Source organism: Dyella sp. OK584, assembly GCF_057787755.1.
Genome location: NZ_CM173542.1, coordinates 3,420,165 through 3,443,643 on the forward strand (window position 1 = coordinate 3,420,165; position 23,479 = coordinate 3,443,643).

The 23,479-nt window shown below is 60.9% G+C and carries 24 protein-coding genes; 9 read left to right on the plus strand and 15 right to left on the minus strand.

Features of this window, described 5'->3' with window-relative positions; genetic code table 11:
* Nucleotides 1–20: 20 nt before the first annotated feature.
* The 13 genes from AC3CBN_RS15435 to AC3CBN_RS15495 all read right to left on the minus strand — a co-directional run bounded on the left by AC3CBN_RS15435 (nt 21) and on the right by AC3CBN_RS15495 (nt 12,852).
* The gene (locus AC3CBN_RS15435) at nt 21–1,532 is read right to left on the minus strand and encodes a B12-binding domain-containing radical SAM protein (RefSeq protein WP_488633884.1); all 1,512 of its coding nucleotides are present in this window, start codon (nt 1,530–1,532) and stop codon (nt 21–23) included.
* Between the two features lie 26 nt (nt 1,533–1,558).
* Nucleotides 1,559–2,257, minus strand: coding sequence for a class I SAM-dependent methyltransferase (locus tag AC3CBN_RS15440; RefSeq protein WP_488633885.1), 699 nt, complete (start codon nt 2,255–2,257; stop codon nt 1,559–1,561).
* The gene (locus AC3CBN_RS15445; protein WP_488633886.1) at nt 2,257–3,486 is read right to left on the minus strand and encodes an amidohydrolase family protein; all 1,230 of its coding nucleotides are present in this window, start codon (nt 3,484–3,486) and stop codon (nt 2,257–2,259) included. Before AC3CBN_RS15445 ends, AC3CBN_RS15440 begins: the two co-directional genes overlap by 1 nt.
* 3 nt (nt 3,487–3,489) lie before the next feature.
* Nucleotides 3,490–4,293 carry a class I SAM-dependent methyltransferase gene (locus tag AC3CBN_RS15450; protein ID WP_488633887.1) on the minus strand — a complete coding sequence of 268 codons (804 nt, stop codon included), beginning with the start codon at nt 4,291–4,293 and terminating at the stop codon, nt 3,490–3,492.
* 260 nt (nt 4,294–4,553) lie between these two features.
* Complete coding sequence (locus AC3CBN_RS15455; protein WP_488633888.1) at nt 4,554–5,465, minus strand: Wzz/FepE/Etk N-terminal domain-containing protein; 912 nt, start codon at nt 5,463–5,465, stop codon at nt 4,554–4,556.
* Nucleotides 5,389–6,579 (minus strand): hypothetical protein, encoded by a 1,191-nt coding sequence (locus AC3CBN_RS15460; RefSeq protein ID WP_488633889.1) that lies wholly within the window; start codon nt 6,577–6,579, stop codon nt 5,389–5,391. Before AC3CBN_RS15460 ends, AC3CBN_RS15455 begins: the two co-directional genes overlap by 77 nt.
* Entirely contained in the window at nt 6,576–7,523 is a 948-nt protein-coding gene (locus tag AC3CBN_RS15465; protein WP_488633890.1) for a glycosyltransferase family 2 protein, read from the minus strand. The genes AC3CBN_RS15460 and AC3CBN_RS15465 overlap by 4 nt, the downstream gene beginning before the upstream one ends.
* Before the next feature lie 2 nt (nt 7,524–7,525).
* Complete coding sequence (locus AC3CBN_RS15470) at nt 7,526–8,776, minus strand: O-antigen translocase (protein ID WP_488633891.1); 1,251 nt, start codon at nt 8,774–8,776, stop codon at nt 7,526–7,528.
* Nucleotides 8,773–9,885: a DegT/DnrJ/EryC1/StrS family aminotransferase gene (locus AC3CBN_RS15475; RefSeq protein WP_488633892.1), complete on the minus strand. Its 1,113-nt coding sequence runs from the start codon at nt 9,883–9,885 to the stop codon at nt 8,773–8,775. The genes AC3CBN_RS15470 and AC3CBN_RS15475 overlap by 4 nt, the downstream gene beginning before the upstream one ends.
* Nucleotides 9,885–10,817: a GNAT family N-acetyltransferase gene (locus tag AC3CBN_RS15480; protein WP_488633893.1), complete on the minus strand. Its 933-nt coding sequence runs from the start codon at nt 10,815–10,817 to the stop codon at nt 9,885–9,887. The genes AC3CBN_RS15475 and AC3CBN_RS15480 overlap by 1 nt, the downstream gene beginning before the upstream one ends.
* Nucleotides 10,804–11,757, minus strand: a complete 954-nt coding sequence (locus tag AC3CBN_RS15485) for a glycoside hydrolase family protein (RefSeq protein WP_488633894.1) — start codon at nt 11,755–11,757, stop codon at nt 10,804–10,806. The genes AC3CBN_RS15480 and AC3CBN_RS15485 overlap by 14 nt, the downstream gene beginning before the upstream one ends.
* A gap of 7 nt (nt 11,758–11,764) precedes the next feature.
* A complete protein-coding gene (locus AC3CBN_RS15490) occupies nt 11,765–12,430 on the minus strand; it encodes an acetyltransferase (RefSeq protein ID WP_488633895.1) in 666 nt (221 codons plus the stop codon).
* Nucleotides 12,415–12,852 carry a sugar 3,4-ketoisomerase gene (locus AC3CBN_RS15495; RefSeq protein WP_488636748.1) on the minus strand — a complete coding sequence of 146 codons (438 nt, stop codon included), beginning with the start codon at nt 12,850–12,852 and terminating at the stop codon, nt 12,415–12,417. The genes AC3CBN_RS15490 and AC3CBN_RS15495 overlap by 16 nt, the downstream gene beginning before the upstream one ends.
* A gap of 417 nt (nt 12,853–13,269) precedes the next feature.
* Here AC3CBN_RS15495 and AC3CBN_RS15500 point away from each other — a divergent pair, with 417 nt between their 5' ends.
* The 9 genes from AC3CBN_RS15500 to AC3CBN_RS15540 all read left to right on the plus strand — a co-directional run bounded on the left by AC3CBN_RS15500 (nt 13,270) and on the right by AC3CBN_RS15540 (nt 21,299).
* The gene (locus AC3CBN_RS15500; RefSeq protein ID WP_488633896.1) at nt 13,270–13,770 is read left to right on the plus strand and encodes a cytochrome b; all 501 of its coding nucleotides are present in this window, start codon (nt 13,270–13,272) and stop codon (nt 13,768–13,770) included.
* 51 nt (nt 13,771–13,821) lie between these two features.
* A complete protein-coding gene (locus AC3CBN_RS15505; protein ID WP_488633897.1) occupies nt 13,822–15,207 on the plus strand; it encodes a cytochrome C in 1,386 nt (461 codons plus the stop codon).
* Nucleotides 15,208–15,230: 23 nt separating this feature from the next.
* A complete protein-coding gene (locus AC3CBN_RS15510) occupies nt 15,231–15,629 on the plus strand; it encodes a c-type cytochrome (protein WP_488633898.1) in 399 nt (132 codons plus the stop codon).
* Between the two features lie 105 nt (nt 15,630–15,734).
* The gene (locus AC3CBN_RS15515) at nt 15,735–16,511 is read left to right on the plus strand and encodes a TorF family putative porin (RefSeq protein ID WP_488633899.1); all 777 of its coding nucleotides are present in this window, start codon (nt 15,735–15,737) and stop codon (nt 16,509–16,511) included.
* Between the two features lie 76 nt (nt 16,512–16,587).
* Complete coding sequence (locus AC3CBN_RS15520; protein WP_488633900.1) at nt 16,588–17,169, plus strand: RNA polymerase sigma factor; 582 nt, start codon at nt 16,588–16,590, stop codon at nt 17,167–17,169.
* Nucleotides 17,166–17,801, plus strand: coding sequence for a zf-HC2 domain-containing protein (locus tag AC3CBN_RS15525; RefSeq protein ID WP_488633901.1), 636 nt, complete (start codon nt 17,166–17,168; stop codon nt 17,799–17,801). The genes AC3CBN_RS15520 and AC3CBN_RS15525 overlap by 4 nt, the downstream gene beginning before the upstream one ends.
* On the plus strand, nt 17,798–19,099 hold the full coding sequence (locus AC3CBN_RS15530; RefSeq protein ID WP_488633902.1) for a S8 family serine peptidase: 1,302 nt from the start codon (nt 17,798–17,800) through the stop codon (nt 19,097–19,099). The genes AC3CBN_RS15525 and AC3CBN_RS15530 overlap by 4 nt, the downstream gene beginning before the upstream one ends.
* 83 nt (nt 19,100–19,182) lie before the next feature.
* On the plus strand, nt 19,183–20,097 hold the full coding sequence (folE2, locus tag AC3CBN_RS15535; RefSeq protein ID WP_488636749.1) for a GTP cyclohydrolase FolE2: 915 nt from the start codon (nt 19,183–19,185) through the stop codon (nt 20,095–20,097).
* 176 nt (nt 20,098–20,273) lie between these two features.
* Nucleotides 20,274–21,299 carry an aldo/keto reductase gene (locus AC3CBN_RS15540; RefSeq protein ID WP_488633903.1) on the plus strand — a complete coding sequence of 342 codons (1,026 nt, stop codon included), beginning with the start codon at nt 20,274–20,276 and terminating at the stop codon, nt 21,297–21,299.
* Between the two features lie 51 nt (nt 21,300–21,350).
* Here the strand turns inward: AC3CBN_RS15540 and pgm are convergent, their stop codons facing one another.
* Nucleotides 21,351–23,003: a phosphoglucomutase (alpha-D-glucose-1,6-bisphosphate-dependent) gene (pgm, locus tag AC3CBN_RS15545; RefSeq protein WP_488633904.1), complete on the minus strand. Its 1,653-nt coding sequence runs from the start codon at nt 23,001–23,003 to the stop codon at nt 21,351–21,353.
* Between the two features lie 136 nt (nt 23,004–23,139).
* Nucleotides 23,140–23,406 carry a DksA/TraR family C4-type zinc finger protein gene (locus tag AC3CBN_RS15550; protein WP_488633905.1) on the minus strand — a complete coding sequence of 89 codons (267 nt, stop codon included), beginning with the start codon at nt 23,404–23,406 and terminating at the stop codon, nt 23,140–23,142.
* Between the last annotated feature and the right edge of the window lie 73 nt (nt 23,407–23,479).

Below are 23,479 nucleotides of genomic sequence, written 5' to 3' on the forward strand. Positions count from 1 at the left end.
CGTGCAAGGCCGACACCGCTCTAGAGGCCCGAGACCTGCGGCATGCGCAGGCGTACCAGCCGGTTGGCCAGGTTCAGTTCCCATGGCTGATCGTATCTGCGCAAGCGATAGCGCCAACCAGCCATGGCGCTCAAGCTGCGCTTGGCCCAGGGTGGCGATCGCAGATCCTGTGCCGTGGGATAACGACAGCGCAACACGGTCACGAAGTCGTTGATCCTTTGGCGCAACTTGTCGCTAAGCCAAGGTGCGTCGGTATGGCACGCGTAATCGACCCAATGCTTCTGCGTCCACTCCTCGGGCGTGCTGGGAAAAATAAGCGGCTCACCATGAATGTCGTGCAGTGGCGCCATGGGACGCTTCCGATCCTTCTCATGGCGACTGGTATCTGGCAGCGGCGTGTAGACGTAGATGACGACCTCGGACTGGGGGTTGATGCGCTTCAGTTCGCGGATGAACTCGAACGTGTGCTCGGTCTCTTCCTCCGTGTTCTCCGGCGGCGCCACCATGAAGGACATCTCGGGTATCACGCCGTGTCGCCTGCAGAGCTCGGCGACTTCCAGCGTCTGATTCGGTCGCGTGCCCTTGCGGATTTCCTTGAGCATCTGCGGACTGGATGACTCTGCGCCGATGTAGGCCATGCGCAACCGACTCTTGCGTACCAGCTTCCAGGAACTCTCCGAAAGGTTCAGCAGTGCGTCCGAGCGCGCGAAGCACCACCACGGCAGCTCAAACCTGGACATGACCTCGAGCAGAGGAACCATGGCTTCCTCGCGGTCGAAGAAATTGTGGTCGAAATACTGGACCGAATCGGCGCCAATCTCATGCTTGAGATAGTGTAGGTCGCGCTCAAGCTGCGCGGCAGCCGGCAATGCTGTCATGCCACCAAACATCGCGGCCACACCGCAGAACGTACAGCGGAAGCGGCAGCCAATGGCTGCCTGGTGCGCCACGGTGCGCCGCCCCAGATAGGTGCGCGCCAGATATCGCCGCGGATCACCGAGCCTGTCGTAGGGAAGGACCCGTCCGGTGTCGACGAGCGAGAAATGGCGATTCGGGTTGTGCACCACCGTGTCGTCGCTCTTCCACGAGAGTCCGCCAATTTTTTCCAGCGCAGGCTTCGTCTGGCCGCTCAACGCGGCGATGAGTTCCGGCAAGGTTTCCTCAGCCTGCCCGCGAATCGCATAGTCGACGTAAGGTGCAGCCAGCGCCGTCTCTGGATAAAGCGTGGGGAAATAGCTGCCCCAGATGATGGGCACCGAAGGGAAACGTTCGCGGATCGCCCGAGAGACCGCGATGGCTGGCGCGACCTGCGGGCCACCCATGACGCTGACCCCGACCGCGTCGAAATTTCCCTGCTCCATCGTGCGCATGGTGTCGGTGATGAAGTCGCGGTCAACGTTGCCGTCGATGATCTGGCTGCCCCCAACCCTGTCCAGTGATGCCGACAGGTGCAACAGCGCCAGCGGAAACCTCGCGCTTGAACGCGATGTGATGGTCGGGTTGATCAGCAGCGTTTGAGGCGAACGGGTCATGGGAATAGGTCAGCAGTGGAGAGGGTTCAAGACAGGCGCCTTAGCTGGAACACAAGCGCTACTGGAACTTCAAGCGCCGCGTGGTCGAAGTGGGCGTCTGCGGGGATGTCGGCGGGATCGAGCATGGGTTCGAGCACCTGCTCGATCTGCAACCCGAGTGCGGCACATGCTGCATGCCAATGACTGTAGAGATGCTGCGTATGCTGTACGGCGTAGCGCTGGCCACCGGATTTGAAATCGCGCAGCCAGCCGAGCGCATGCCCAATCGGGTGCACGTCACTGCACAGCAGTGTGCCGCCCGGTCGAGTCGCTCGCCGCAGCTCGGCCAGCGCCGACTCCAGGCCCTGGAGATGGCCGATCACCAGGCCGCAGATGGTCAGATCCGCCCCGGCGCCCGGCACTGGCAACACCGGCAGGCGGCCTTGCACCAGTTCGATCTCCGCGTTGTGCGGGTGCGCACCCAGCTCCTCGCCGGCGCGATCGAGCATCTCTGGCGAAGGATCCACACCAACCACGCGCGTCGCACCGCGCTGCAATGCATGCAACATGTAGCGTCCGCTGCCACAGCCAACGTCGAGCACAGCCTGCCCTTGCAGTTGCGTAGGCATCAGCGAAAGCATCGCGCGCTGCTCAGCCCGCATGACCGGATTGTGGGCGTGCGCCGGGTAACTGGGTGCCCACAGTGAGTAAGCTTCAGCGGGTTCGAGCATGGGTACGCGCGACATCAGTAGCGAGCCTCCACGGTGAGAGCACGCTTGTTTTCACTTCGGCTGACGGCCAGCTCGAGCCCTGGTTCGAGATCGATCAATGCCGGATCAGCCAGTGGCTCGGCCAACAGCTTCGGCTTGCCGTCCAGCATCACCGGTACGGCCTCCACGCCAACAGCGGCAAACCATTCGGCAAAATCGGGGTCGGCTATTTGAGGCATGCCATCGCGCACCACGACGCGAATCTGGCTGCGCTCGATGCCGACCAGGTTGCTTTCTTCACTGCCGCCACGATCTCCGACAATCACCAAATCCGCTTGCGCCCCAAGCGCGAGCGTGCCGCGCAAAGGCAGACGCAGGATGCGGGCCGCTTGCGTCGTCACCAGCCCCAGAAGTTGCCGGGGATCAAGCTCGCAACGAACGGAGACGTCACGCATTTCCTCAAGCAGGTCGCGCGCACCACTGAGCCGGGAATCGCTACCCAGCGCGAGCCGACCGGCCGCACACAGACGTCGTGGATCAAGCGTTTTCCCAAGCAGGTTGCGATTACTGCTCGGACACCACACCAACGCAGCACCGCTGGCGATCAGGCGATCGACATCCTGCTCGCGCAGGCCTACGCCGTGGATCAATACGCTGTTTGGCGCCAGGCATCCCAGTTCATCCAGCTGGGCCAATTCCGCTTGCGCGGTGGCATCGGTGCCTTCGGCCAGATGAATCAGCCAGGGCCGATCGGTCGGCGTGGCAGCGAAGCTCTGCCGAACCGGCGGACCATAACCGGGCCAGCCCAGTGCATAACTCCAGCCGAAATCGCGCAACAGCGCGACCGGGAAATCCGCGTCGTCCAACGCTTCATGCCAGGGATCGTGATGCGCGACGCAGGTGGTGCCGGCGAGGAGATTCTTCAGCGCGCCATGCCGTAGCCGTAATGTCTTTGGCACCTGAAGCGCGGCAGCGACGACAGGCTCCTCGAAATGCGCCTGAAAAGCGGCAATCCAGGCGTAGCTGTTCGGAAAGGGCGCACCTTTTCTCAGTGGCGAAACGGCGTTGACGTGCAGGTGGTCGTGCGCGTTGATCAGGCCGGGAAAGATCAGGTGATCGCGAAGATCCACCCGATAGGCATGAGCAGGCAGCGTTGTGTCAATGCGCCCTGCCCGGATCATCAACGGGCCATGCAAGGCGCCTTCCGGCGTGATCGACACCGCGCGACACAAGTTGGCGTTTGCGCTGGCATGCAAAGCGTTCACGACTTATCGCCGTTCCATCACGATCAGGAAGTGGTCGCCCATGCCACGCAGCAGCGGCAGTGCGCCCAAATGGTCGTCGAGCCAACCCAGGCGTTCGCTCCAGCGTCGATGGCGGCGGTAATAGTCCACCAGGTAAGGCGGCGGCAGGAACAAACTCAGCGCGCGATAGCTTTCCAGCGAAAAGTGCTCGGCGAACGCGCCGTAGAACTCTCGCGGCATGTAGTAGTAGGTCCAGATCGTGTGGTGGTTCATACCCACCGCAGTCGCGCCCCGTGTGGCACGTACGCCAGCGCGCTTGAAACGGCCACGCAACCCGTAATGCACAAGCTCCCACGGACAGACGCGACCCATCACGGAGAACACCAGCTTGCCGCCTGGCCGAAGCAGGCGCGCGCATTCGGTGGCAACGGCGCGCAGGTCCGGTGCGCAGTTCAGCGGACCGAAGTTCGAGTAAATACCGTCGAATTCTCCCTGAAGCTGATCGAGCTGCTGGACCCCAAGGTGTGCAACCGTTACGTGGGATTCCAGGCCCGCATCGGCAGCACGAGCGCGCGTGCGCCCCACCATCTGCGGCGACCAGTCGGTGGCCGTCACCTGAAAACCACGTCGCGCGAATTCGAGCGCATCGATACCCGTGCCACAGCCCAGGTCGAGCAGGCGGGAACCTGGCGGGAGACCGGCGTGCACCGTGTCCCACATGGTAAGCCGCATGCGCTGAATCAGCTCGTTGTTGCCACGCGGGCCGTCGTAGTCGGCAGCCACGCTGTCAAAGGCGCGCTGGGTATCGAGCAGCTGCGCATCATTCAAGGGTGCTTGTCCTCGGCGTCGATGAACGTTCTGGTCTGGCTCATCCGGGAGCCCGGCTTCAAACTGGTGTTGCCCACTCATGTCGATCTCCGTTCCACCGGAATGCAGCGCTCGATGCACCAAGACAATCGCGCAAACCGTCACCGGTTTGGCCGCGCCACTTCCGGCGTTTCTCAAGGTTCTAGTCAGTGAGTGCCGACAAGGACCACTTTGGTTGAATGAAACCGCTGTGCAGGCGCATGGCCGTGCACGCCTTCTCATTACGACGTGCGACGCACCGCATTCCTCGCGATGGCCGCGAACACTCCCAGCAGGATTCCGGCAACGAGGCCCATGCCCCACGACAATGGCAGGTTGGGAAATGTGGGGCCGACGGGAACATAAATGGGCCACATCAGCGACGTTTCATAAGTGAAGTTGGGACTGAGACGAATGAGCAGGTCGCTTTTGGTCTGCTGCAGGTCGCGGATGTCTTCGTTTCTGGTGGCCAGCATCACACTGGCGAGCAGTGGGTTGGAGGAACTCTTGCTCCCCGCGTCGTCCCTGCTTCCCTGCATCAGTTGATCCCGCTCCGCCGACGCGCTTCGCAGATCGGCCTGCACCTGATCAAGGCGAGCCTGCGCCAAAGCCAGCGGCCTCGCCTCGATGCCCCGATGGATGTCCCGCAGGCGATTGACCGTCGCTTCGGCGAACTGGTGGGCTTGCTCTGGCGAGTGCGCACGCACGCTCAACTTGATCAGGGGGCCGGCGTAAGGCATGGGCTCCAGCTTCAGGCTCTTGCGATAAAGCCGAGCCTCCGGCGCGTCCGGTGAAACACCCAGGCTTTTCACTACCTCATTCTCGAATGGCACCAGTTGCAGGCGCTCGAGCACGCGCTGAAGCGGCTCCACTTTCGGATCCTGCCCCTGCGGCACCGCGCCAACCTGCCCAATTTGCATCCAGGCTGTCGCTTCCCACTGACGTCTTGCCAGGTGCGTTAACGCAAAGGTCAGGGCAAGGACCGCTATCAGCATGGTCACGAACCATTTCCACTCGCGCACGATCACCCGCCAGGTGTCGATCAGATAGATTTCATCTCGTTCCATAGTTTTCGGCTCACTGGAAAGGTTGAGAAGGCATGGGCGATGCCAAAGCTGGTGCTGCAGCGCCCTGCCCGGCATGAAGCGGTTCACGGCCCTGCCCGTTGGGTAGCCAGGATGCGAAGACCTGCATCACCAGGCACAGACCGATGAAGCCGGCGTTGGTCCACGTAAACGCCTGCGGTGCGAAGGGCGCCATGACGCACACGTAAGAAATGCGAAGAAAGATGAGCAAGGGAAACAAAGGAACCGTCGGGCGAAGGCGTCGCACGCTCCATGCCAGCAACGCATACAGCGCAATCATCGAGACCACCGCGCCAATGGGTCCCAACGCGAGAAGGAACGGAAGAAATTCGGTACCCACGTTGATATTCGGTGCATCGAGCGGAATGCCCGTTCCGGCCGTAGCAACAGGCCCGCTCATGGGGACTAATTGGTTGATGAGGAACGTTGCGTTGGTGTAATGCTTGGCCAGCAACGCACCGAAGTTATAGGGCCCCGCGCTGGCATAAAGAAGCAGCCATTTGATGCCCTGCGGCGCTGATCGGTAGGTGTCACTGAAAGGCAGCGTCACATAATCCAGCGTCCCTGACCGCAGGATGCCAAGCACGGAGAAGATGCCACAGCCAGCAAGCGCCAGGAACCCGATGGTTTTCCAAGGCAGTGGCTTTGCCTCATCCCTACGCAGCGCAATGACGAGCCCGGACGAAAACAGTGCGGCGAAGATCCTGTTTCGGTCGATCACAAGTATCGGAAACACGATGCCAATGAAAATGAGCGCGTTCCGAAGCAACTTGCTTCTGGTGCACAGAAGTCCGATGGGAGGAAGCACCCAGCACATATCGGAAATGTGCCGCACGTGTTCGCGACCGCCCTCCATCTTGGCGTAGGACGACGGCGCATCGATCAGCGGAATGGGAAATAGCGTGAGATCGAGGAAGCAGAAGAAAATGATCAGGCCGGCGAAAGCCAGCGCGACGAACGACTCGCGGGTGCCTGCATAGTGACGGGAGCGGAACCGTGCGATCTGCGGAAGACGAACTCCCGCCACTGCATCGAAAGCCATGATGGCCAATGCTGTCACGGCAAGCAAAAGCATGCCTTCCAGGTAATCAGCGGGCAGATCGTACGTAAGCAGCGTTAGTCCGCACGCGAGCAGGATCGGCAAACCGAGATACGTCGATGGAAGGCGAAGAAGGGTCTTCATGCCTCCTCCGCGACCCGATGAGTGGACCGGAGCTTGGCTTTCGACACCATGGCCAGCGACAGATACGCCGTCATGTGCACCACCAGCGGCCATAGCTGCCCCTGCAAGTACGAAATCTTGGCGCCAAGGAAATGAGACTGCGCCATGAGCAATGTCTTGTACGGCTCGCCAAACATGCATGCCCGTCGCACTGCGATATCCTGCGCCTCAACCAGATTGCGAACGCGAGCCGTCGTAAGACGGGTTCTGCTGAAATTGGTGTCATGAAGGCGGTATGCGCAGACACTGACGTCGATGAAACCGATGGCGTCGTGGGCAGCCAGACGAAGGAAAAAATCCCAGTCATCGATGCTCAGGCTTTCGCTCCATCCGGCGACGGTTTCGAGCGCCCTTCTTCGTATCAACGCCACCGGGCCGCCTATGGCCCACTCGCTGATGACCGCCTGCCGTATGCCATCGTCGGACCGATAGAGATCCTTATGCGCGCCATGAAGGTCACGCATGCCGCTGTCATGCAACTTGTGGCCGTCCTGGTCGACAACAACCGAGTCGCCGATGACTGCCCATTTGCGCGGATGCGCGAGCAGGTAGCCGACCTGGGCATCAAGTCCGCCAGGCAACAGATAATCATCGCTGGCACCAAGGCGAAGGAACTCACCGCGCGCTCGCGCCGCCAACTCGTTCAAGGTGGCAGCGACACCCTTGTTAGCACGCCGCACGTACTCGACCGGGATCTCGCCCTTGTGCTTTGCGACCCAGTCGCCGATGAGTTCGCCCGTTCCATCGGTGGAACCGTCATCGATAATGACAAGCTCCTTGGACGGATAGCGGTCCTCCAGCACGCTGTCCAGGCAGCGCTTCACGAAGCGCTCATGGTTATAGGCTGGTATGAGCACGGAAACGAGTGGCAGCGTCGCGGTGGTTTTGGATACTTCTTCAGCCATCGTCAAATCTCCACCAGGTAGCGGCGCACGACCAGTACGTTGAAGGCAAGATAGAGAACGTAGTTGGCCGCAAATGCGTACATCGCACCAATGAGACCGAAATTCGCGGTGAACACGTAAACCAGCACGATATAGCTGGCAGCGAAAATGCATTCGGATATGACGAACAACCGCGTCATGGCCTTGGCGAGCATGACGTAGGAGAGAATGAAGGAGGCGATCTTGATGACGTCGCCCAGCAGTTGCGGACCGTACAGAGGATTGGCGTGCGAGAAGTCCGCGCTGAACAGCAAGGGCGTCACCCAACCTCTCAGGGCGTAGACGGCCACCGCCAGCAAGACGACAACGGGCAAGATGTAGCGAAAGGCATTGCGCAGCTCTTGCACGAGCAGTTCGCGCTCATGGGTCGATGCCAGCTTGGGCAAGTAGTAGATGTTGATGGCCGTAGTGAGAAACAACAGGTAGGCATCAGACACCTTGCTCACTGCTTGCCAGTAACCGACCTGCTCCCAACCGAACTGCGCGGCTAGGTGGTCGCGAACTGCAATATTGACCAGCGGCGGAAGCAAGGCGGAGGTCACCGTCATCACCGAAAACGCCGCAAGCCTCGTGGTCATTTCGCGGTCGAAATGCATCCGCAGCATGCTGCGCTGGAAGTACGGGCTACGCCACCACGCCGGCAGTCCGACGACAAGCCAGAGGGTCTGGCCGATGACCAGCCCAAGCAGCGCACCCTGGAGATGCAGCCATCGCGACATCCCTATCACCAGCACGATGCTCAGGAACGATCCCGCCACCTGGATAAAGGCAAGACGGCGTACATCCATGAAGCCATTGATCACGGCAAGGATGTAGTTGATCAACGCGATGCCAAGCTGGGCGACGGCAAGGGTGCGGATGAGCCCTTCATATTGAGCGTCGCCCAAAAGCCAGATGGCAATGGGCCGACTGAGCAGCAATGCAATGCAACCCATCAGGCAGGATGCGCAGAATGCATACCAAAGCGCCGAACCGAGGAGGCGCGACAAGCGCTGGGCATCATCGCGATACTCGGCGACGTACTTGACGATTCCGGCACTGATGCCGCCGCCGGCCAGCACGGCCAACAGCGACATCAAACTCATGAACTGCCCGAGCTTCCCTACCCCATCGGGTCCGGCAAACCACGCGACCAGCTTGATGACAACCAGCCCCGCGAGCAGCTTCGCAGCCGTAGCAACGCCGGTGTAGACGCTGGCGCGGGCGACGTTCATACGGGGCGCTCGAACGCCTGGCAGGCTTCGATGACGCGATCGACCGCCGCCTCGTTCAACGTCGGCCCCATCGGAAGGCTCAACACCTCATCGTGCAATTGCTCGGTGAGCGGCAGGCGGGCGTCTCGCAAGGCGACATAGGCCGGCTGCCGGTGCGGGGGCACCGGGTAGTGGATCTGGCTATGAATGCCGTGGGCCTTCAAGTGCTGTTGCAGGGCATCGCGCCAACGACATCGCACGACGAAGAGATGCCATGCATGCTGGTCTTCCTGCGCCACGGCCGGCAACAGGATGTGAGGGTTGCTTATACCCACTCGATAACGACGCGCCACTTGACGACGCCATGCGACGTCCTCGTCGAGGTGCTTCAGTTTCACGCGAAGCATCGCGGCCTGAATCTCGTCCAAGCGCGAGTTGACGCCCTGAAAAAGATGGTGATACTTCACATCGGAACCGTAGTTGCGTAGCGCGGCGACTCGCTCCGCCAACACGGTGTTGTTGGTCACCACGGCGCCACCGTCACCCAGGGCGCCAAGGTTCTTGGCCGGAAAAAAGCTGAAGCCCGCGGCATCACCCAGGGCGCCGGCCTTATGCCCACCATCGGCAGCCCCATGGGCTTGCGCCGCATCTTCGATCAAAAGAAGCTTGTGCCTGTGCGCTAGCTCGGCCAATGCCGGCATGTCCGCGAGCTGGCCATACAGGTGCACCGCCATGATCGCCCGCGTGCGCGGCCCAATGGCCGCCTCCACGCAAGCGGGATCCATGTTGAAGCTGGTCGGGTCGGGTTCCACTGGCACCGGCACAAGCTGGTTCTCGGAAATGGCGAGAAAGCTTGCGATGAACGTATTGCCAGGCACGATGACTTCGTCGCCCTCGACGAGAACACCCAGTTCCTTGTAAGCGCGAAGGATCAGTGACAGCGCATCCAGCCCGTTGCCAACACCTACCGCATGGCGCACGCCGCAATAGGCGGCAAATTCCTGTTCGAAGGACGCGAGCTCGTCGCCGAGCACATACCAGCCCGAATCGATCACGCGCGCGGCCGCCGCTTTCAGCTCATCGGCGTATCGCGCGTTGACTTCCTTGGCGTTGAGGAATGGGACGTCCATCAAAGCATCCATTCGTAGAAATCGTGCACCACAGCGCGGGCACCGAAGTATTCCTTCTGGGTGATCAGGCCGCCGTTGAGAATCTTGCCTTCCTGTTCGGTCGAAATGCCGAAGGAGAAATAGAGCCTTGCCGCGTAGATGTTTTCGATAAGCTCCGCCAGCAGCAGGCTGAGCGCGTCCACCTGCCGCCCCTCCTCCGACACAGCCATGTATTGAACATGGACAGCCTTGCCGAAGTCATAGATCACGACACCCGCCAGCAGTGCGCCTTCGCTGCGCGCCTCATGGAGAATGATCTGCTGCGGAAAGCGCTCGCGCAACAGGCGTAGCTCCGACAGGCTGTGCGTTGGCGAGACGCCGTGTTTGCGCAACGCCTCTGAGAGCAAGGCATAAAAATCCGCAGGATCGGCATTCGTCTGCAGGGCGATGCCCTTCCCTCTCGCCTTCTTGACGGAACGCCGCCGCCCTTCCGTAAAGTGAAAGGCGTCCTTCAATGAAATGACCGAGGAAATATCGCGACGTTTCAGGCGCGCGCCAAGTCGATGCAAGGCATACAGGTCTTCTTCGGCGGGGTATGCATGAAACACATGCGGCACCGCCTTGTAGAGGACGCGATCCACACCCAACGCTCGATAGTGGTTTCCCATCAGCTCGAAGGCGGCGAGCGCCGATTCAGCACGCAAGGCATGCGTCGATATGAGGCCGGCGTAAGTAAGGCCGGCATGGCTCGCCACCAGGTTGCCTTGGCTACTTGCCGGAAAAACCGCTATCGCCTCGCCGCTCCACTCCAGGATCAGCGAGCAGTCGACGAACCGATCGGCGTGATAGTCCATGTAGCCGCGTCGGTGCAACAGATTGCCGTTTCTGGAACGCTCGACCACGGCGTCCCAGGTGCCGGCATCGGCCTGCGTATAAGGCCTAACCGCGAGCATCGTGGCCACCCTCGAAACTCGCACGCGAGGTCTCGGCGACACCAAAACCGTCCACGCCCATGTCGTTGCCGTTGTAGAACATCAGCAGCTTGTCGCGCTGGCGGATCAGGGCGGGATAACAGATGACTTGCGAATCCCAGCCCGTGTCGGAAAGCGTCATGCCAAGCGCTTCGTCGTGGCGCTCCCATTGCACGCCATCATCGCTATACGCAACGCCGGGAAAATATTCGCCGGTGACATTGCCTCGCGTGAAGTACATGACATATCGGTCGCCAAGCCGATACACACGCGGCCGGCCGATTCGATATTCACTGCCGCGTGGCCGCAGGCATATGTGGTCCTCGCGCGGCATGACGCTGGGATCGCTCGTCTCGGCATAACGGATGTGATATCGCGGATAGGGTTGGCCACGGATGGTTTCCCAGTCGTCGCCCACCGCATACCACATGCGCCAGCGACCGCCTTCATAAATGACCGAATGCACCGCGCCGATGGTGCTGCGGCCCGGCGCGCGGTCCAGAATGGGTGTGTCCTGCGTGCGTACGAAATGGTGGCCTCCGTCGCTGGAAACGGCCAGCCCGGTAAACGCCAGGAACTTCGCTTTGGCCACCCGCTGAAAGCCGACATAGAACATATGCAGGCCGCCCGGCGCATCGACGATATCACCAAGGATCACGCCGTTGTCGTCGAAGCATCCGTCCCTGCCTATATCCAGCGCCGGTTCGGTACTGACGCGCACGATGTCGGCAGGATCATCTGCTCGCACATCGACGTAGCCAATGCGGCTGACGCCATCAGCATCCCGAAACCCTGCGTAGACACGAATGAGGTCGTCATCGATTCGATATGGAGTCGGCGTGAGGGCCGAATGGCGCATCCAGCTACCCGCGCCATGTCGCGCGGTCTCGAACACCAGGCCTTTCTTGGTCCATTCCAACATGCGATTCTCAAAGCCTCACTTCGAGGCTGGACCTGCCAGGCACTGCATGGGCAGGCGACCCGACGTAGACCCGACCGGGCTCCGTATCGCGTGTGACCAGCGCACCCGCGCCAATGACATTGTCACGCGCGACTTTCACCTGATCGTTGAAGGTGGCGTTCACTCCGATAAAGCTGTTCTCGCCGATCTCGCAATAGCCCGAGATAACGGCGTGCGAGGCGACAAATACGTTGTCGTGGATGACCGTGCGATGCCCTACGTGATTGCCACTCCAGAGGATGCAATTGTTTCCGATGCGAACGAAGGGCTGGATCACATTGTTTTCGAAGATGAAGCTGTTTTCGCCTACTTCGGCATTGCGCCACACGAAGGCTCGCGTGCTGATATATCTCGCAAACCGATAGCCCTTGCGCTTCGCATCCTGGTAAAAGCGCGTGCGCAGGCGATTGAGCTGACTGGCCGGAATGGCGACAAAAAGTTCGACCTCTGACGGTGGGTACTGAAGCGCCAACGTCTCGTATGCCACCACGGGGCGGTCAGCGAGCGTCGACTCCGCGAGGTAATCGCGTTCGACGCTGAAGGCGACCACGTCATAGTCGCTGTCGTGTTCGAAGTATTCGCAGGCAATCTGCGCGAATTCGCCCGCGCCAACGAGTACTAGAGGCCTTGGCATGCGGCCATGTCCTGCGGGTACATGGAGCCTTGGACTTCACGGAGGAATTGGGCGTAGTCGGTGATGTAATCGGCCGGATCGTAAAGTTGGTCGGCCAGCACCATCAGTACGCAGTCCTCGGAGAAGTCGTGCAGTTCGCGCCAGACCATGCTGCCAAGAAACAGGCCGTACGATGGATCGTCGAGCACGACTTCAGCCGGCCCGGTGCCGTCATCCAGCAGAAAGGTCACCGAGCCACGCACGGCCACCGCCAACTGGTTGAGATTGCGATGGGCGTGTCTCCCCCGGTGCACGCCGCTCTTCGTGGCGAATATGTAATAGACGCGCCTGATCGGGAAAGGAACGTTTCTTTCCTCCTCAAGGGCAATAAGCATGCCCCCGTTATCACCATGAGTTTGCAGCTGAACTCTTTCGATTTCCATGCTCTCGGCCGGGGTTGGAGTGCTCGAAGACGACCCTCTTGACTGAGTGCCACCCAGTTCGCGAAAGGTTGCGTCGCCATCGGGAGATGGCTGGAACACCAGCTTCGCTTTCACCACGATCCGAGGTACGCCTGCCGACGCTGACGACACCGCGTCAGCCAGATGCAACCTTTCAACGATCAGGTGGCACATACCTGCCAAAGCATTCGGTCCGCGCCTGCGCCTCGTTCAGGGCATGGGGCCGGCGGCGAGTCATGCACATGGGTTGGCCGGAGAACGGCATCAAGCAAAGGCATCTCGGGTATGGGTTTGGGACACAGGACTCCACCAAAGAATGGCGCTGACGTAGACCTGGCTGGCGCATCTGGCGTGCCAGCTGAAGAAGTCATATCCATGCGCCCCAGGAAGTTGGTGGTCATGCATTGGCTCACCGCGCTTTTCCTGCTTTTGGGTGTGACGCTGATCCTGATCCGGGATGAAGTCGACGGGCGAGCCCTGCGCATATGGCTGCTCGAGGGTCACCGCCATTTCGGCCTGCTTGTGCTGATCCTCTTTTTCGTCCGTGTCGTTCTGCGCATACGGCTGGGCAAGTTGCCATCCGAGGGGGGCACGCCATGGCATCTGCGCGCCGCGGCTGCTGCGACCCATATCGGTATGTACGTATTGATACTGGTCCAGCCGTTGCTCGGCTGGGCGCTAAGTAATGCCGAGGACAAGCCGGTCCACTTCTTCGGAATCACCCTGCCTGCGCTCGTCGCGTCCGATGAGGATCTCGCCGACACGCTGACTACCTGGCACCAGGCAGCCGCCTGGCTATTGCTTGGTCTGATCACGCTTCATGTGGTCGCCAGCCTCTGGCATCACTATGTCGTCAAAGACAGAGTGCTTCGGAGGATGTTATGGCAACGCCGAGACTGACGTGCGCATGGTCATTCGTTTACTGCCATCCCATCGCGACAAGGAAACTTCATGTCGACCTCTCTGACCCGACACGCGTCGCGTTGGTATAAGACGATGCACTACACGGGGCGCCTGCACCTGTGGCTCGGCTTTGCAGCCATGCTGCTGCTCGCCACCAACAGCGCTCACGCCACCCCTGCGTATGCCAGGCAAACCGGGTCTGCTTGCGCGGACTGTCATGCCGGCGCTTACGGACCGGCGCTGACGCCTTTCGGCATGCGTTTCAAGCTCAACGGATACACCGACACCGGTGGCAAGGGCTCGACTATTCCCGCAGCCGTCCAGCTCATCGGGACGCACACCGTGCCGGCCCGTGGCGACAACAATACGCAGCTCACCGAGGCCGATCTTTATTTGGCCGGCCGCGTCACTGACAACTTCGGTGGCTACATCAAGGTAGAAACGGACAATACTGGCACTCGCAATAGCAACAGCAACTTCCACACCAAGCTCAGCAACGTCGACCTGCGCTTTGTCGCCAAGGAACTGAAATTCGGCAATCGCGACATGGTGCTCGGCGTGAGTGTCAACAACAGCCCGGGATTCGAAGACCCGATCGGCGCGTTGCCGAACGCCGCGAGCTTCAGTCCGCCCGCCATCTCCGGCACCTTGCTCAATCCCTCAAGCCCCAATGCGCTGGCCACTCGCGTCTTCGGCGCCGTTGCCTATGGACTCGTCGACGGCAGCTGGCTTGGCGAACTGGGTACCTACGGCTCACTGCCGCAATCCACCCAGTCGGACTTCGGTTATTCCCCTTCGAGCGACCCGGGCAAACTCAGCGATACCGGCTATTTGCGCCTGGCATACATGAAAGATCTCAAGCACCAGTTCTTTTCCGCAGGCCTGGTTGCGCTGACAACCAAGCGCAAGCTGCCCCGCAACACCGCCGAGGATGACATCACCGACCTCGGTTACGACCTGACTTACCAGTTCATTGGCAACCGGAAGCACATCGTGCAGGTGAGCTATGTGAACATCCTCGAGCAGCGCGACTATGGCAGCACGTTTGCCAGCCCGTTTGTTCCAGGGTTGTTTACCCAGCCGCACGCATCCGCGCGCGACCAGACGGCGACCCTCACCTATACGTTCAAGCAGAGCTACGGGATCACTCTTGCCCACCTCAAGAGCACGGGCAGCCACGACGACGTCCGTTATCCGCCGTATGGCGACCCGGACACTACGAGCAATCTCATCACTCTCTTTTGGGCACCGTTCGGCAAAGAGGACTCCTTTACCTCGATTGCCAACTTGAAGATCGCTGCCACCTGGTTCCGCTTCACCAAGTTCAATGGACGAGGCTCGAACATCTTTGGCATCGACCCGGCTTCGGGCGCCCTGGTGACCAACGCGCGTGATCTCGATGCATTCTCGCTTTCCGCGAGCGTGGCGTTCTAAGAAACGAGTACAGGAGTCAGAACGTGAATAAATGGTCTTTAGGGAAGCCTGTGGGTTTTGCTGTTGCCACAGCGCTTCTTTTCGTGGCGCTGACACCGCGATCGGTGCGGGCCGGTGACGCCACCGCTGGCGCCGATGTGTTCAAGACGGAATGCTCTGAATGTCACAGCGTCAAACAGGGGCGCAACAAAAAAGGCCCCAGCCTGTTCGGCATCGTGGGTCGTCCGGCAGGCTCGCTGCCGGATTACAAGTATTCGGATGCCTTGAAACAAGCCCACTGGGAATGGACGGAAGACAAGCTGCACGGCTACCTGTCGCAGCCGGCCAAGCAGGCCAATCCCGGCACCAAGATGAAGTACCCCGGCCTTGATGACCCCAAGCAGCTGGAGGATCTCCTTTCATTCCTGGGCAGCAATCACTGATCACGTTCCCTTTTCCCCGTATATGGACTATAAGCCCCTCGTACCTGTAGCGGGCGGTATTGCCATGCACGATGGCAGCCTCGGGGCGTTCCAACGATGAAGGGCATGGCTGATGTGAGGCTGCAGAACAGTCCCCTGGTCCGCGCCGGCATCGGTGTCGTTTCAGCAGCCATGGCTGCATGCTTTTCCGTACCGCTTCTCGCTCAGTCCGCCAACGTGACTGGTGCAGTGGCACTCAGCTCGCAGCTGGTTGACCGCGGCCTGGCCATGACGCCTTCCACTCCCATTTTGCAGGGCGCTATATCCTGGAACCCCGCAGGCTGGTCGCTGGGCCTGTCAGGAGGTGTCGAGGTGCGCTCACCTGGGCATATTGCCGAATCCATGGCGCAGGTATCGCGTTACTGGTCGCTTTCCAGCAACTGGCAAACGCAAGCCAGCTTGCTGTACTACGACTATGGCGGCGATACCCATTCGGGCGTTTATGACCGAACGGAAGCGGGCCTGAGCTGGACTTACCGGGACATTCTGACGTTTGGCGTGTCGGCCCTCTGGTTCATCGGTGCGCGGGACAACGGGCCGCATGGTGCGGCCGATCTCAACTTCCATTGGCCATTGGGGCAGCATTTTTCTCTTTCCACGGGAGCCGGCGTCGCCGAAACCCTAGTTGAGTCATATGGTTACCGCCATCTGGCCAATGGTCGCGCCTTCCGCTACAGCTACAACCGCGTAAGTTCCTACAGCTACGGTCACGCGGGATTGACGTGGAGCTACGGGCCCTGGCGAGTAGAAGTCGATCGTGTCGTGAACGATCTGGGATCTCGCCAACCATCGAACGGCCTGAACGCCTCACCCTGGGTCGCCACCATTTCGCGATCCTTTTGATTCAGGGGCAACCATTTCGCGCAGGGACGGCACCCACAATGAGCCAGTAACGGCCATCCGACTGCCCCTTCAGCCTATGAACGATGCCGATATCGATGCTAACGCGAACGATCGCATGCTTATCCAGCGCATGGCGGCGGGAGACCGCGCCGCATTGTCCATGCTGTATCGCAGTTATCACGGCAGGTTGAGCCGCTTCCTCACCCGACTGACCCGACGCCCCGATGTCATCGAAGAAGTCATCAACGACTGCTTCTGGATCGTCTGGCAGAAGGCGGGCAGCTTTCATGGTGATTCACGTGTTTCGACGTGGATCATGGGCATTGCGTATCGCTGCGGACTCAAGGCGCTGAGACAACACGGTGACGAACCGGTCGAGGACGACGCGCGGGATGATCGCGTGCCGTCCCATGATCCGGATGAGGACCGGGAGTTGCGCGACTGGTTGGGCAAAGGGCTGAATCGCCTGTCCGCCGATCAACGGGTCGTGATCGAGTTGGTCTACGGCGTGGGTCACACCCTGGACGACGTCGCCGTGATCATGCAGTGCCCCGTAGGCACGATTAAGGCGCGGCTATTTCATGCGCGAGTCAAGTTGCGCAACGTGCTCCCCTCCCTGGCGGGAGACACGCCCGAACACAAGGAGAGTTCCTCATGAAGTCCCCGATCGATACTGGAAGGGACTGCGCGCGTGCATGGGAGGCCATGCCCTGGGTACTGCAGGGCAGCGCTTCGCAAGAGCAAGGCGACTGGTTGATGGAGCACCTGGCTGAGTGCGAATCGTGCCGTGCCGAGTATGCCCAGCAAAGCCGTCTGAAGTTGGCCATGTCGCTGCCCTCGGATATTCGCCTTGACGCGAACGTCGGCTTGAAGCGCTTGCTGGCCCGCCTTGATATGCCCGAACCGCAGGAAGCACCGCTCCGTCAGCGGTCGAGCAGCTGGTTTACCCGCGCGCTGGTCGCCGCAGTGTTGATCCAGGCTATCGGTATCGGCGTATTGGGGACAAAGCTGTCGTCACAAGGTGAAACTCCGCCGTACCGCACCCTGAGCCAGGACTCCTTGCCCGTGCCCGCAGGTGCAATTCACGTTGTGCCCGAGCCGACCATGAAGCTGGGCGACTGGGATGCGGTGCTTCACACCCTTCACCTGCAAATCATTGGCGGCCCCAACGATGTGGGCGCCTATACCGTCATCACCATGGGCTCCACTTCCGCGACGCAACCCGTGCTGCAGCAACTACGTGCCACGCAGGGTATCCGCCTGGCGGAGCCTGTCGCCACCGCGCCATGAAACGCGGTGTTCTTGCCCTCGTCGCAGCAGTAACGGTCCTGAGTGGCTGTGCGCCCTCGCGTCCGACGGCGGCCATGGGTAATGACGCCGCGCCAAGCACACCCGTCAGCAGCGTGTATTCCATGGACAGCCAGCGCGACATCGTGCTGGCTGTCGCCAACCCGCTTGAACCGCTCTCTACCCACGCCGGCTCCAGCCTGCTGGGTTATGCGTCATCAGGAATCTACGGCGCCGGTCAGCGCGCCACTGCCACCCTGACAGAGCTGAAGCAAAGCTACGGGATGCATGAAGTCGCGGGCTGGCCCATCAAGGCCCTTGGCTTGTACTGCGTCGTGCTTGAGCCGCCGCCCGGCATGGCTCGCGATGCATTGCTCGCCGCGCTCGCCAAGGATGATCGGGTACAACTTGCGCAGCCGCTGCAGGATTACTCCGTCTATGCGGAAAAACCTCAGGAGCCGCACAAGTACAACGACCCTTATGCTGATCTTCAACAAGGCTTTGTCGATACGGATGCCGCCCTCGCGCATAACCTGAGTCAAGGCAGCGGGGTTCATGTCGCAATCGTCGATACGGGCGTCGATACGTTGCACCCTGATCTTCAGGGAAACATCCACGACGTACGCAACCTGGTGGATGACGACGTAACCGCGTTCAACCATGACCGCCATGGCACCGAAGTCGCCGGCGTCATCAGCGCCGTTGGTGACAATCATCAAGGTATCGTCGGAATAGCGCCCAAGGCCATCCTCAGCGTTTACAAGGCATGTTGGTATCCGCCGGATTCAAAAACCGGCGCTCGCTGCAACTCCTTCACGCTTGCCAAAGCCCTTGCAGCGATCATCGATACGGACGCCCGAATCGTGAACCTCAGCCTGGGCGGCCCCGCCGATCCGCTGCTCAGCAAGCTGCTGGTCCAGTTGCTCAACCAAGGCCGCATCGTGATTGCCGCCCTGCCACCGGATGGAAACGTGAAGGGATTTCCCGACGGTGCGGCGGGGGTCATCGTCGTTCGAACGAGCAGCGCATCGACGGCGTCATCGGGCATTTTGAGCGCTCCCGGAAACGACATACTGACGACCCAGCCGAGCGGCGGGTATGACTTCACTTCCGGCTCGTCGATGGCCGCTGCACACGTAAGCGGCATCGCCGCCTTGCTGTTGTCGCTCGCACCACGATCGGATGCCAGCACCATTCACGATCTCTTGCTAAAAAACAGCAAAGTCTCCAACGGAACACTTGAAGTGAATGCAGAGTCGGCGGTGACGGCACTGCGAGGCAAGCAGAAAGATGCCCATTGACTTGATTGATGGCGCCCATCGGTTGTGTTCCGCCAGACATTGAAAATCCCATTGTGAAAATCAACCACGACGCTATTTGCCTGATGCCCGATGTGGCCGCCCAGATGCACCCGGAGCCGGCCGATACACTGGACTGGGTGGGCATGAACGATATCCAGGCGCCGGTGCGCTTCGACGCCGGCGACGGTGATGTTCAACGCTCTGTCGCCAGGGTCGGTGCTTTCGTCAATCTCATCCGCCCTTCCCAGCGTGGCATCCACATGTCTCGCCTGTATCTCCTGGTGGATGAGTACCTCAGTTCGAAGACGGTCGATGAGCCGATGCTTCGATCCTTGTTGCGTGCCTTTCTGGATTCACAGAGCGACCTGTCCGACTGTGCACGCATCAGCATTCGCTTTGATCAGCTTGTGCGCCGCCCCGCACTCAGCAGCAGCAACAGTGGCTGGCGCGCCTATCCGGTATTTATCGACGCCACGCTGGACGCCAGCGGATTTCGTCTGCAGTTGGGTACAGAAGTGGTGTACTCCTCGACCTGTCCTGCATCGGCGGCGCTGGCGCGCCAGCTCATCCAGCAGCAGTTCACCAAGGATTTCGATGCGGCAACGCCGGTGGATCATGCCGCCGTGCTGGCCTGGCTTGGCAGTGATCGAGGCATCGTCGCCACGCCGCATGCACAACGGAGCGTTGCGCGATTGCACGTCTGTTTTGCCGAAGGTGCACCGCTTGACCTGATGGCCTTGCTCGACCGCGTTGAGCAATCACTGGGCACGCCAGTGCAAACGGCAGTCAAGCGCGAAGACGAACAGGCATTCGCACTTGCCAATGGCGGCAACCTGATGTTCTGCGAGGACGCCGCACGCCGCATCCAACGCGCTCTCGACGCGTATGACGCCATCACGGACTATGACCTCCGGCTGGAACATCAGGAAAGCCTGCACCCGCATGATGCTGTCGCGTACGCGAGCAAGGGCATCCGCGCGCGGGACGGCCGGGACTAGCCGTCGATCCATCAACGGGTGCCCATCAGTTGCTGGAAGCCAGCGGCTGATGGTGGATATTCCGTGCGCCACCGAGCGCTTCGATCAAGGGATATGGCCTTCTGGCCGAGACAAGCCTTGGATTGGCTTCGTCTGTCCCCATCAAGAAAGTCTCCACCACGCTAAGGGGTTCTCTCATGGAATACCGGCAACTTGGTGCATCGGGCTTTCGTGTCCCGGTGCTGAGTTTTGGCACGGGCACGTTCGGCGGCAAGGGCGAGCTCTTCAGTGCCTGGGGCAACACCGATGTCGCAGAAGCGAAACGACTGATCGATATCTGTCTCGATGCAGGCCTCAACATGTTCGACAGCGCGGACATTTACTCGGACGGTGTGGCCGAATCGGTGCTTGGCGAGGCGATCAAGGGCCGCCGTGATCGCGTGCTCATCTCCACCAAGGCCACCTTCCGCTCTGGCCAGGACGCCAACGACGTCGGCTCGTCACGCTTCCACTTACTCAAGGCCTGCGATGCCTCGCTCAAGCGCCTTGGCACCGACTACATCGACCTGTTTCAGCTGCACGGCTTTGACGCCATGACACCGGTTGAGGAAACGCTTTCCACGCTGGACGATCTGGTTCGCGCCGGCAAGATCCGCTACGTGGGTGTGTCCAACTTCTCAGGCTGGCACTTGATGAAATCCCTGGACGTGGCAGATCGCTATGGTTATCCACGCTATATCGCCAACCAGACTTATTACTCGCTGATCGGTCGCGACTACGAGTGGGAGCTGATGCCGCTTGGCCTGGACCAGGGCGTGGGTGCGGTCGTGTGGAGCCCGCTGGGCTGGGGCCGCCTTACCGGCAAGCTGCGTCGTGGCGCTGCCCTGCCCGCACAGAGTCGCCTGCACAAGACAGCGGACATAGGTCCGCAGGTAAACGACGAATATCTCTATCGCGTGGTCGATGCACTGGACGAGGTTGCTGCGGAAACCGGCAAGAGCGTGCCGCAGGTCGCGTTGAACTGGTTGCTGCAGCGTCCCACCGTTTCGACCGTGGTGATTGGTGCGCGCAACGAGGAACAGCTGCGGCAGAATCTCGGCTCCATCGGTTGGAACCTCACTTCGGATCAGATGGCCAAACTGGATGCGGCCAGCCAGGTAACTCCGGTTTATCCGTACTGGCACCAGCGTGGTTTCGCGGAGCGGAACCCGCCACCGGTTTAAGCAGGAAACGATGGAGCGATCCGCCCGGATCGCTCCATGCGGCCTGCCCTGCTACGCGGCGTTCAAAGCCTGATCGACCATGAGCTGTGCCTCCTGCAGCAGATGCTGCAGGTGCGCTTCGTCCTTGAAGCTTTCCGCGTAGATCTTGTAGATGTCCTCGGTGCCCGATGGCCGGGCGGCGAACCAGCCATTGGCGGAAGCCACCTTGATGCCACCGATGGGGGCACCGTTGCCCGGCGCGCGATCCAGAACGCTCTCGATCTTTTCGCCGGCCAGCTCGGTGCTCTTCACCTGTTGCGGCGAAAGTTTCGACAAGCGCGCTTTCTGCTCGACGTTGGCTGGTGCGTCCACGCGCTCGGACACCGGGCGACCCAGTTCGCCAGTCATCTGCCGATACAGTTCGCCCGGATCACGATCGGTGCGCGCGGCGATCTCGGCAGACATCAGCGCGGCGGCAATGCCGTCCTTGTCGGTACTCCATACCGAGCCGTCACGACGCAGGAACGATGCGCCCGCACTTTCCTCGCCACCGAAACCTAGCGAGCCATCGAACAGACCGTCGACGAACCATTTGAAGCCCACCGGCACCTCGTGGAGCTTGCGCCCCAGGCGCTTTGCCACGCGATCGATCAGCGCCGAACTCACCAACGTCTTGCCCACCGCTGCATCGCTGCGCCATTGCGGCCGGTGACGGAACAGGTAGTCAATCATCACCGACAGATAATGATTGGGCAGCAGCAGGCCGCTGCTGCGAGTGACGATGCCGTGGCGATCGTGGTCGGTGTCACAGGCGAACGCGACGTCGTACCGGTCCTTCAGATCGATCAGGCGCTGCATGGCGTAGGACGACGAAGGGTCCATGCGTATCTTGCCGTCCCAGTCCACGCTCATGAAACGAAACGTGGGGTCGACCTCATTGCTGACCACAGTAAGGTCGATGCCATAGCGCTCGGCGATTGGCGCCCAGTAGTGCACGCCGGAACCACCGAGCGGGTCCACGCCAAGATGCACGCTGCTACCGCGGATCGCATCGAAATCGATCACTTGTGACAGGTCGCCCACATAGGCGGCGATAAAGTCATGCTGGTGCGTGGTCGAGGCGCGCAGTGCCTGCGCGAACGGGACGCGGTGCACTTCGCGCAGCCCGCCTTCGATCAGGGCATTGGCGCGCTGCTGGACCCAGCCGGTGACATCGGTGTCCGCCGGGCCGCCGTTGGGCGGGTTGTACTTGAAGCCGCCGCCATCGGGCGGATTGTGCGACGGCGTCACCACGATGCCATCGGCAAGGCCAGCGCTGCGGCCGCGATTGTGGGTAAGGATGGCGTGCGAGATGGCCGGCGTGGGCGTGTATTCACCGCCCATGGCGATCATGGTTTGCACCTGGTTGGCAGCCAGCACTTCCAGCGCGCTTTCGAACGCCGGTTGCGACAGCGCATGGGTGTCGATGCCGATGTAGAGCGGGCCGTCGATGCCCTTGCTCTTGCGGTATTCGCAGATCGCCTGAGTCACCGCCAGCACGTGCCATTCGTTGAAGCTGCGCTCGAAGGAGCTGCCTCGGTGCCCGGACGTGCCGAACGCTACGCGCTGAGCTGGCACAGCCGGGTCCGGGCGAAGGTCCTCATAGGCATCGCGTAATTTGGCGACATCTACCAGTAGCGTTTCGGGCGCAGGTTTGCCGGCCAATGGACTGATACGGTCGCTCATGGGGTCGCCTCGCCGGCAGCGGGGATCTGGCGGTGGCGGATGCAGAAGGACATCGTCATACGATCAGGCGCTCTTTAACTGCGGGGAACACCATATTGACCACCGCATGGTGCACAAGTGTCAAGGCACCCCACGTTCAGCGCAGCTGACTATCCTTGCTGCCACGTCGGTTGTAGCCGCTCTGGGCGGCCTGTTCACGGTCATGCGCTTCCTGGCAGGCAACGCACAGGCGTACGCCTGGCACAGCCTCACGGCGTGCTGCGGGGATGGCTGCATCGCATTCCTCGCAGTGCGTCAGGCCTGGGCCCTTCTGCAGCCGGCTGCGTGCACGCTTGACCGCATCTTCCACGGTCGCATCGATCTGATCCTGTACGGCGCCGTCGCCGGCCCAGCCTGTAGCCATGATGCTCGCCTCCCGAATGCAGTGGCGATGCGCCATTGCTGGCGCGATGGGTGAGTTGCCCGCGGTGTATTTC

Excerpts from the sequence above, each read along its gene's own strand:
- AC3CBN_RS15500 (WP_488633896.1), top strand. The coding sequence starts at position 13,270 with ATGCATTGGCTCACCGCGCTTTTCCTGCTTTTGGGTGTGACGCTGATC.
- AC3CBN_RS15505 (WP_488633897.1), top strand. The coding sequence starts at position 13,822 with ATGTCGACCTCTCTGACCCGACACGCGTCGCGTTGGTATAAGACGATG.
- AC3CBN_RS15435 (WP_488633884.1), bottom strand. The coding sequence starts at position 1,532 with ATGACCCGTTCGCCTCAAACGCTGCTGATCAACCCGACCATCACATCG.
- AC3CBN_RS15440 (WP_488633885.1), bottom strand. The coding sequence starts at position 2,257 with ATGTCGCGCGTACCCATGCTCGAACCCGCTGAAGCTTACTCACTGTGG.
- AC3CBN_RS15465 (WP_488633890.1), bottom strand. The coding sequence starts at position 7,523 with ATGGCTGAAGAAGTATCCAAAACCACCGCGACGCTGCCACTCGTTTCC.
- AC3CBN_RS15470 (WP_488633891.1), bottom strand. The coding sequence starts at position 8,776 with ATGAACGTCGCCCGCGCCAGCGTCTACACCGGCGTTGCTACGGCTGCG.
- pgm (WP_488633904.1), bottom strand. The coding sequence starts at position 23,003 with ATGAGCGACCGTATCAGTCCATTGGCCGGCAAACCTGCGCCCGAAACG.
- folE2 (WP_488636749.1), top strand. The coding sequence starts at position 19,183 with ATGCCCGATGTGGCCGCCCAGATGCACCCGGAGCCGGCCGATACACTG.
- AC3CBN_RS15515 (WP_488633899.1), top strand. The coding sequence starts at position 15,735 with ATGGCTGATGTGAGGCTGCAGAACAGTCCCCTGGTCCGCGCCGGCATC.
- AC3CBN_RS15480 (WP_488633893.1), bottom strand. The coding sequence starts at position 10,817 with ATGCTCGCGGTTAGGCCTTATACGCAGGCCGATGCCGGCACCTGGGAC.
- AC3CBN_RS15550 (WP_488633905.1), bottom strand. The coding sequence starts at position 23,406 with ATGGCTACAGGCTGGGCCGGCGACGGCGCCGTACAGGATCAGATCGAT.
- AC3CBN_RS15495 (WP_488636748.1), bottom strand. The coding sequence starts at position 12,852 with ATGGAAATCGAAAGAGTTCAGCTGCAAACTCATGGTGATAACGGGGGC.
- AC3CBN_RS15540 (WP_488633903.1), top strand. The coding sequence starts at position 20,274 with ATGGAATACCGGCAACTTGGTGCATCGGGCTTTCGTGTCCCGGTGCTG.
- AC3CBN_RS15530 (WP_488633902.1), top strand. The coding sequence starts at position 17,798 with ATGAAACGCGGTGTTCTTGCCCTCGTCGCAGCAGTAACGGTCCTGAGT.
- AC3CBN_RS15490 (WP_488633895.1), bottom strand. The coding sequence starts at position 12,430 with ATGCCAAGGCCTCTAGTACTCGTTGGCGCGGGCGAATTCGCGCAGATT.
- AC3CBN_RS15475 (WP_488633892.1), bottom strand. The coding sequence starts at position 9,885 with ATGGACGTCCCATTCCTCAACGCCAAGGAAGTCAACGCGCGATACGCC.
- AC3CBN_RS15485 (WP_488633894.1), bottom strand. The coding sequence starts at position 11,757 with ATGTTGGAATGGACCAAGAAAGGCCTGGTGTTCGAGACCGCGCGACAT.
- AC3CBN_RS15520 (WP_488633900.1), top strand. The coding sequence starts at position 16,588 with ATGAACGATGCCGATATCGATGCTAACGCGAACGATCGCATGCTTATC.
- AC3CBN_RS15460 (WP_488633889.1), bottom strand. The coding sequence starts at position 6,579 with ATGAAGACCCTTCTTCGCCTTCCATCGACGTATCTCGGTTTGCCGATC.
- AC3CBN_RS15525 (WP_488633901.1), top strand. The coding sequence starts at position 17,166 with ATGAAGTCCCCGATCGATACTGGAAGGGACTGCGCGCGTGCATGGGAG.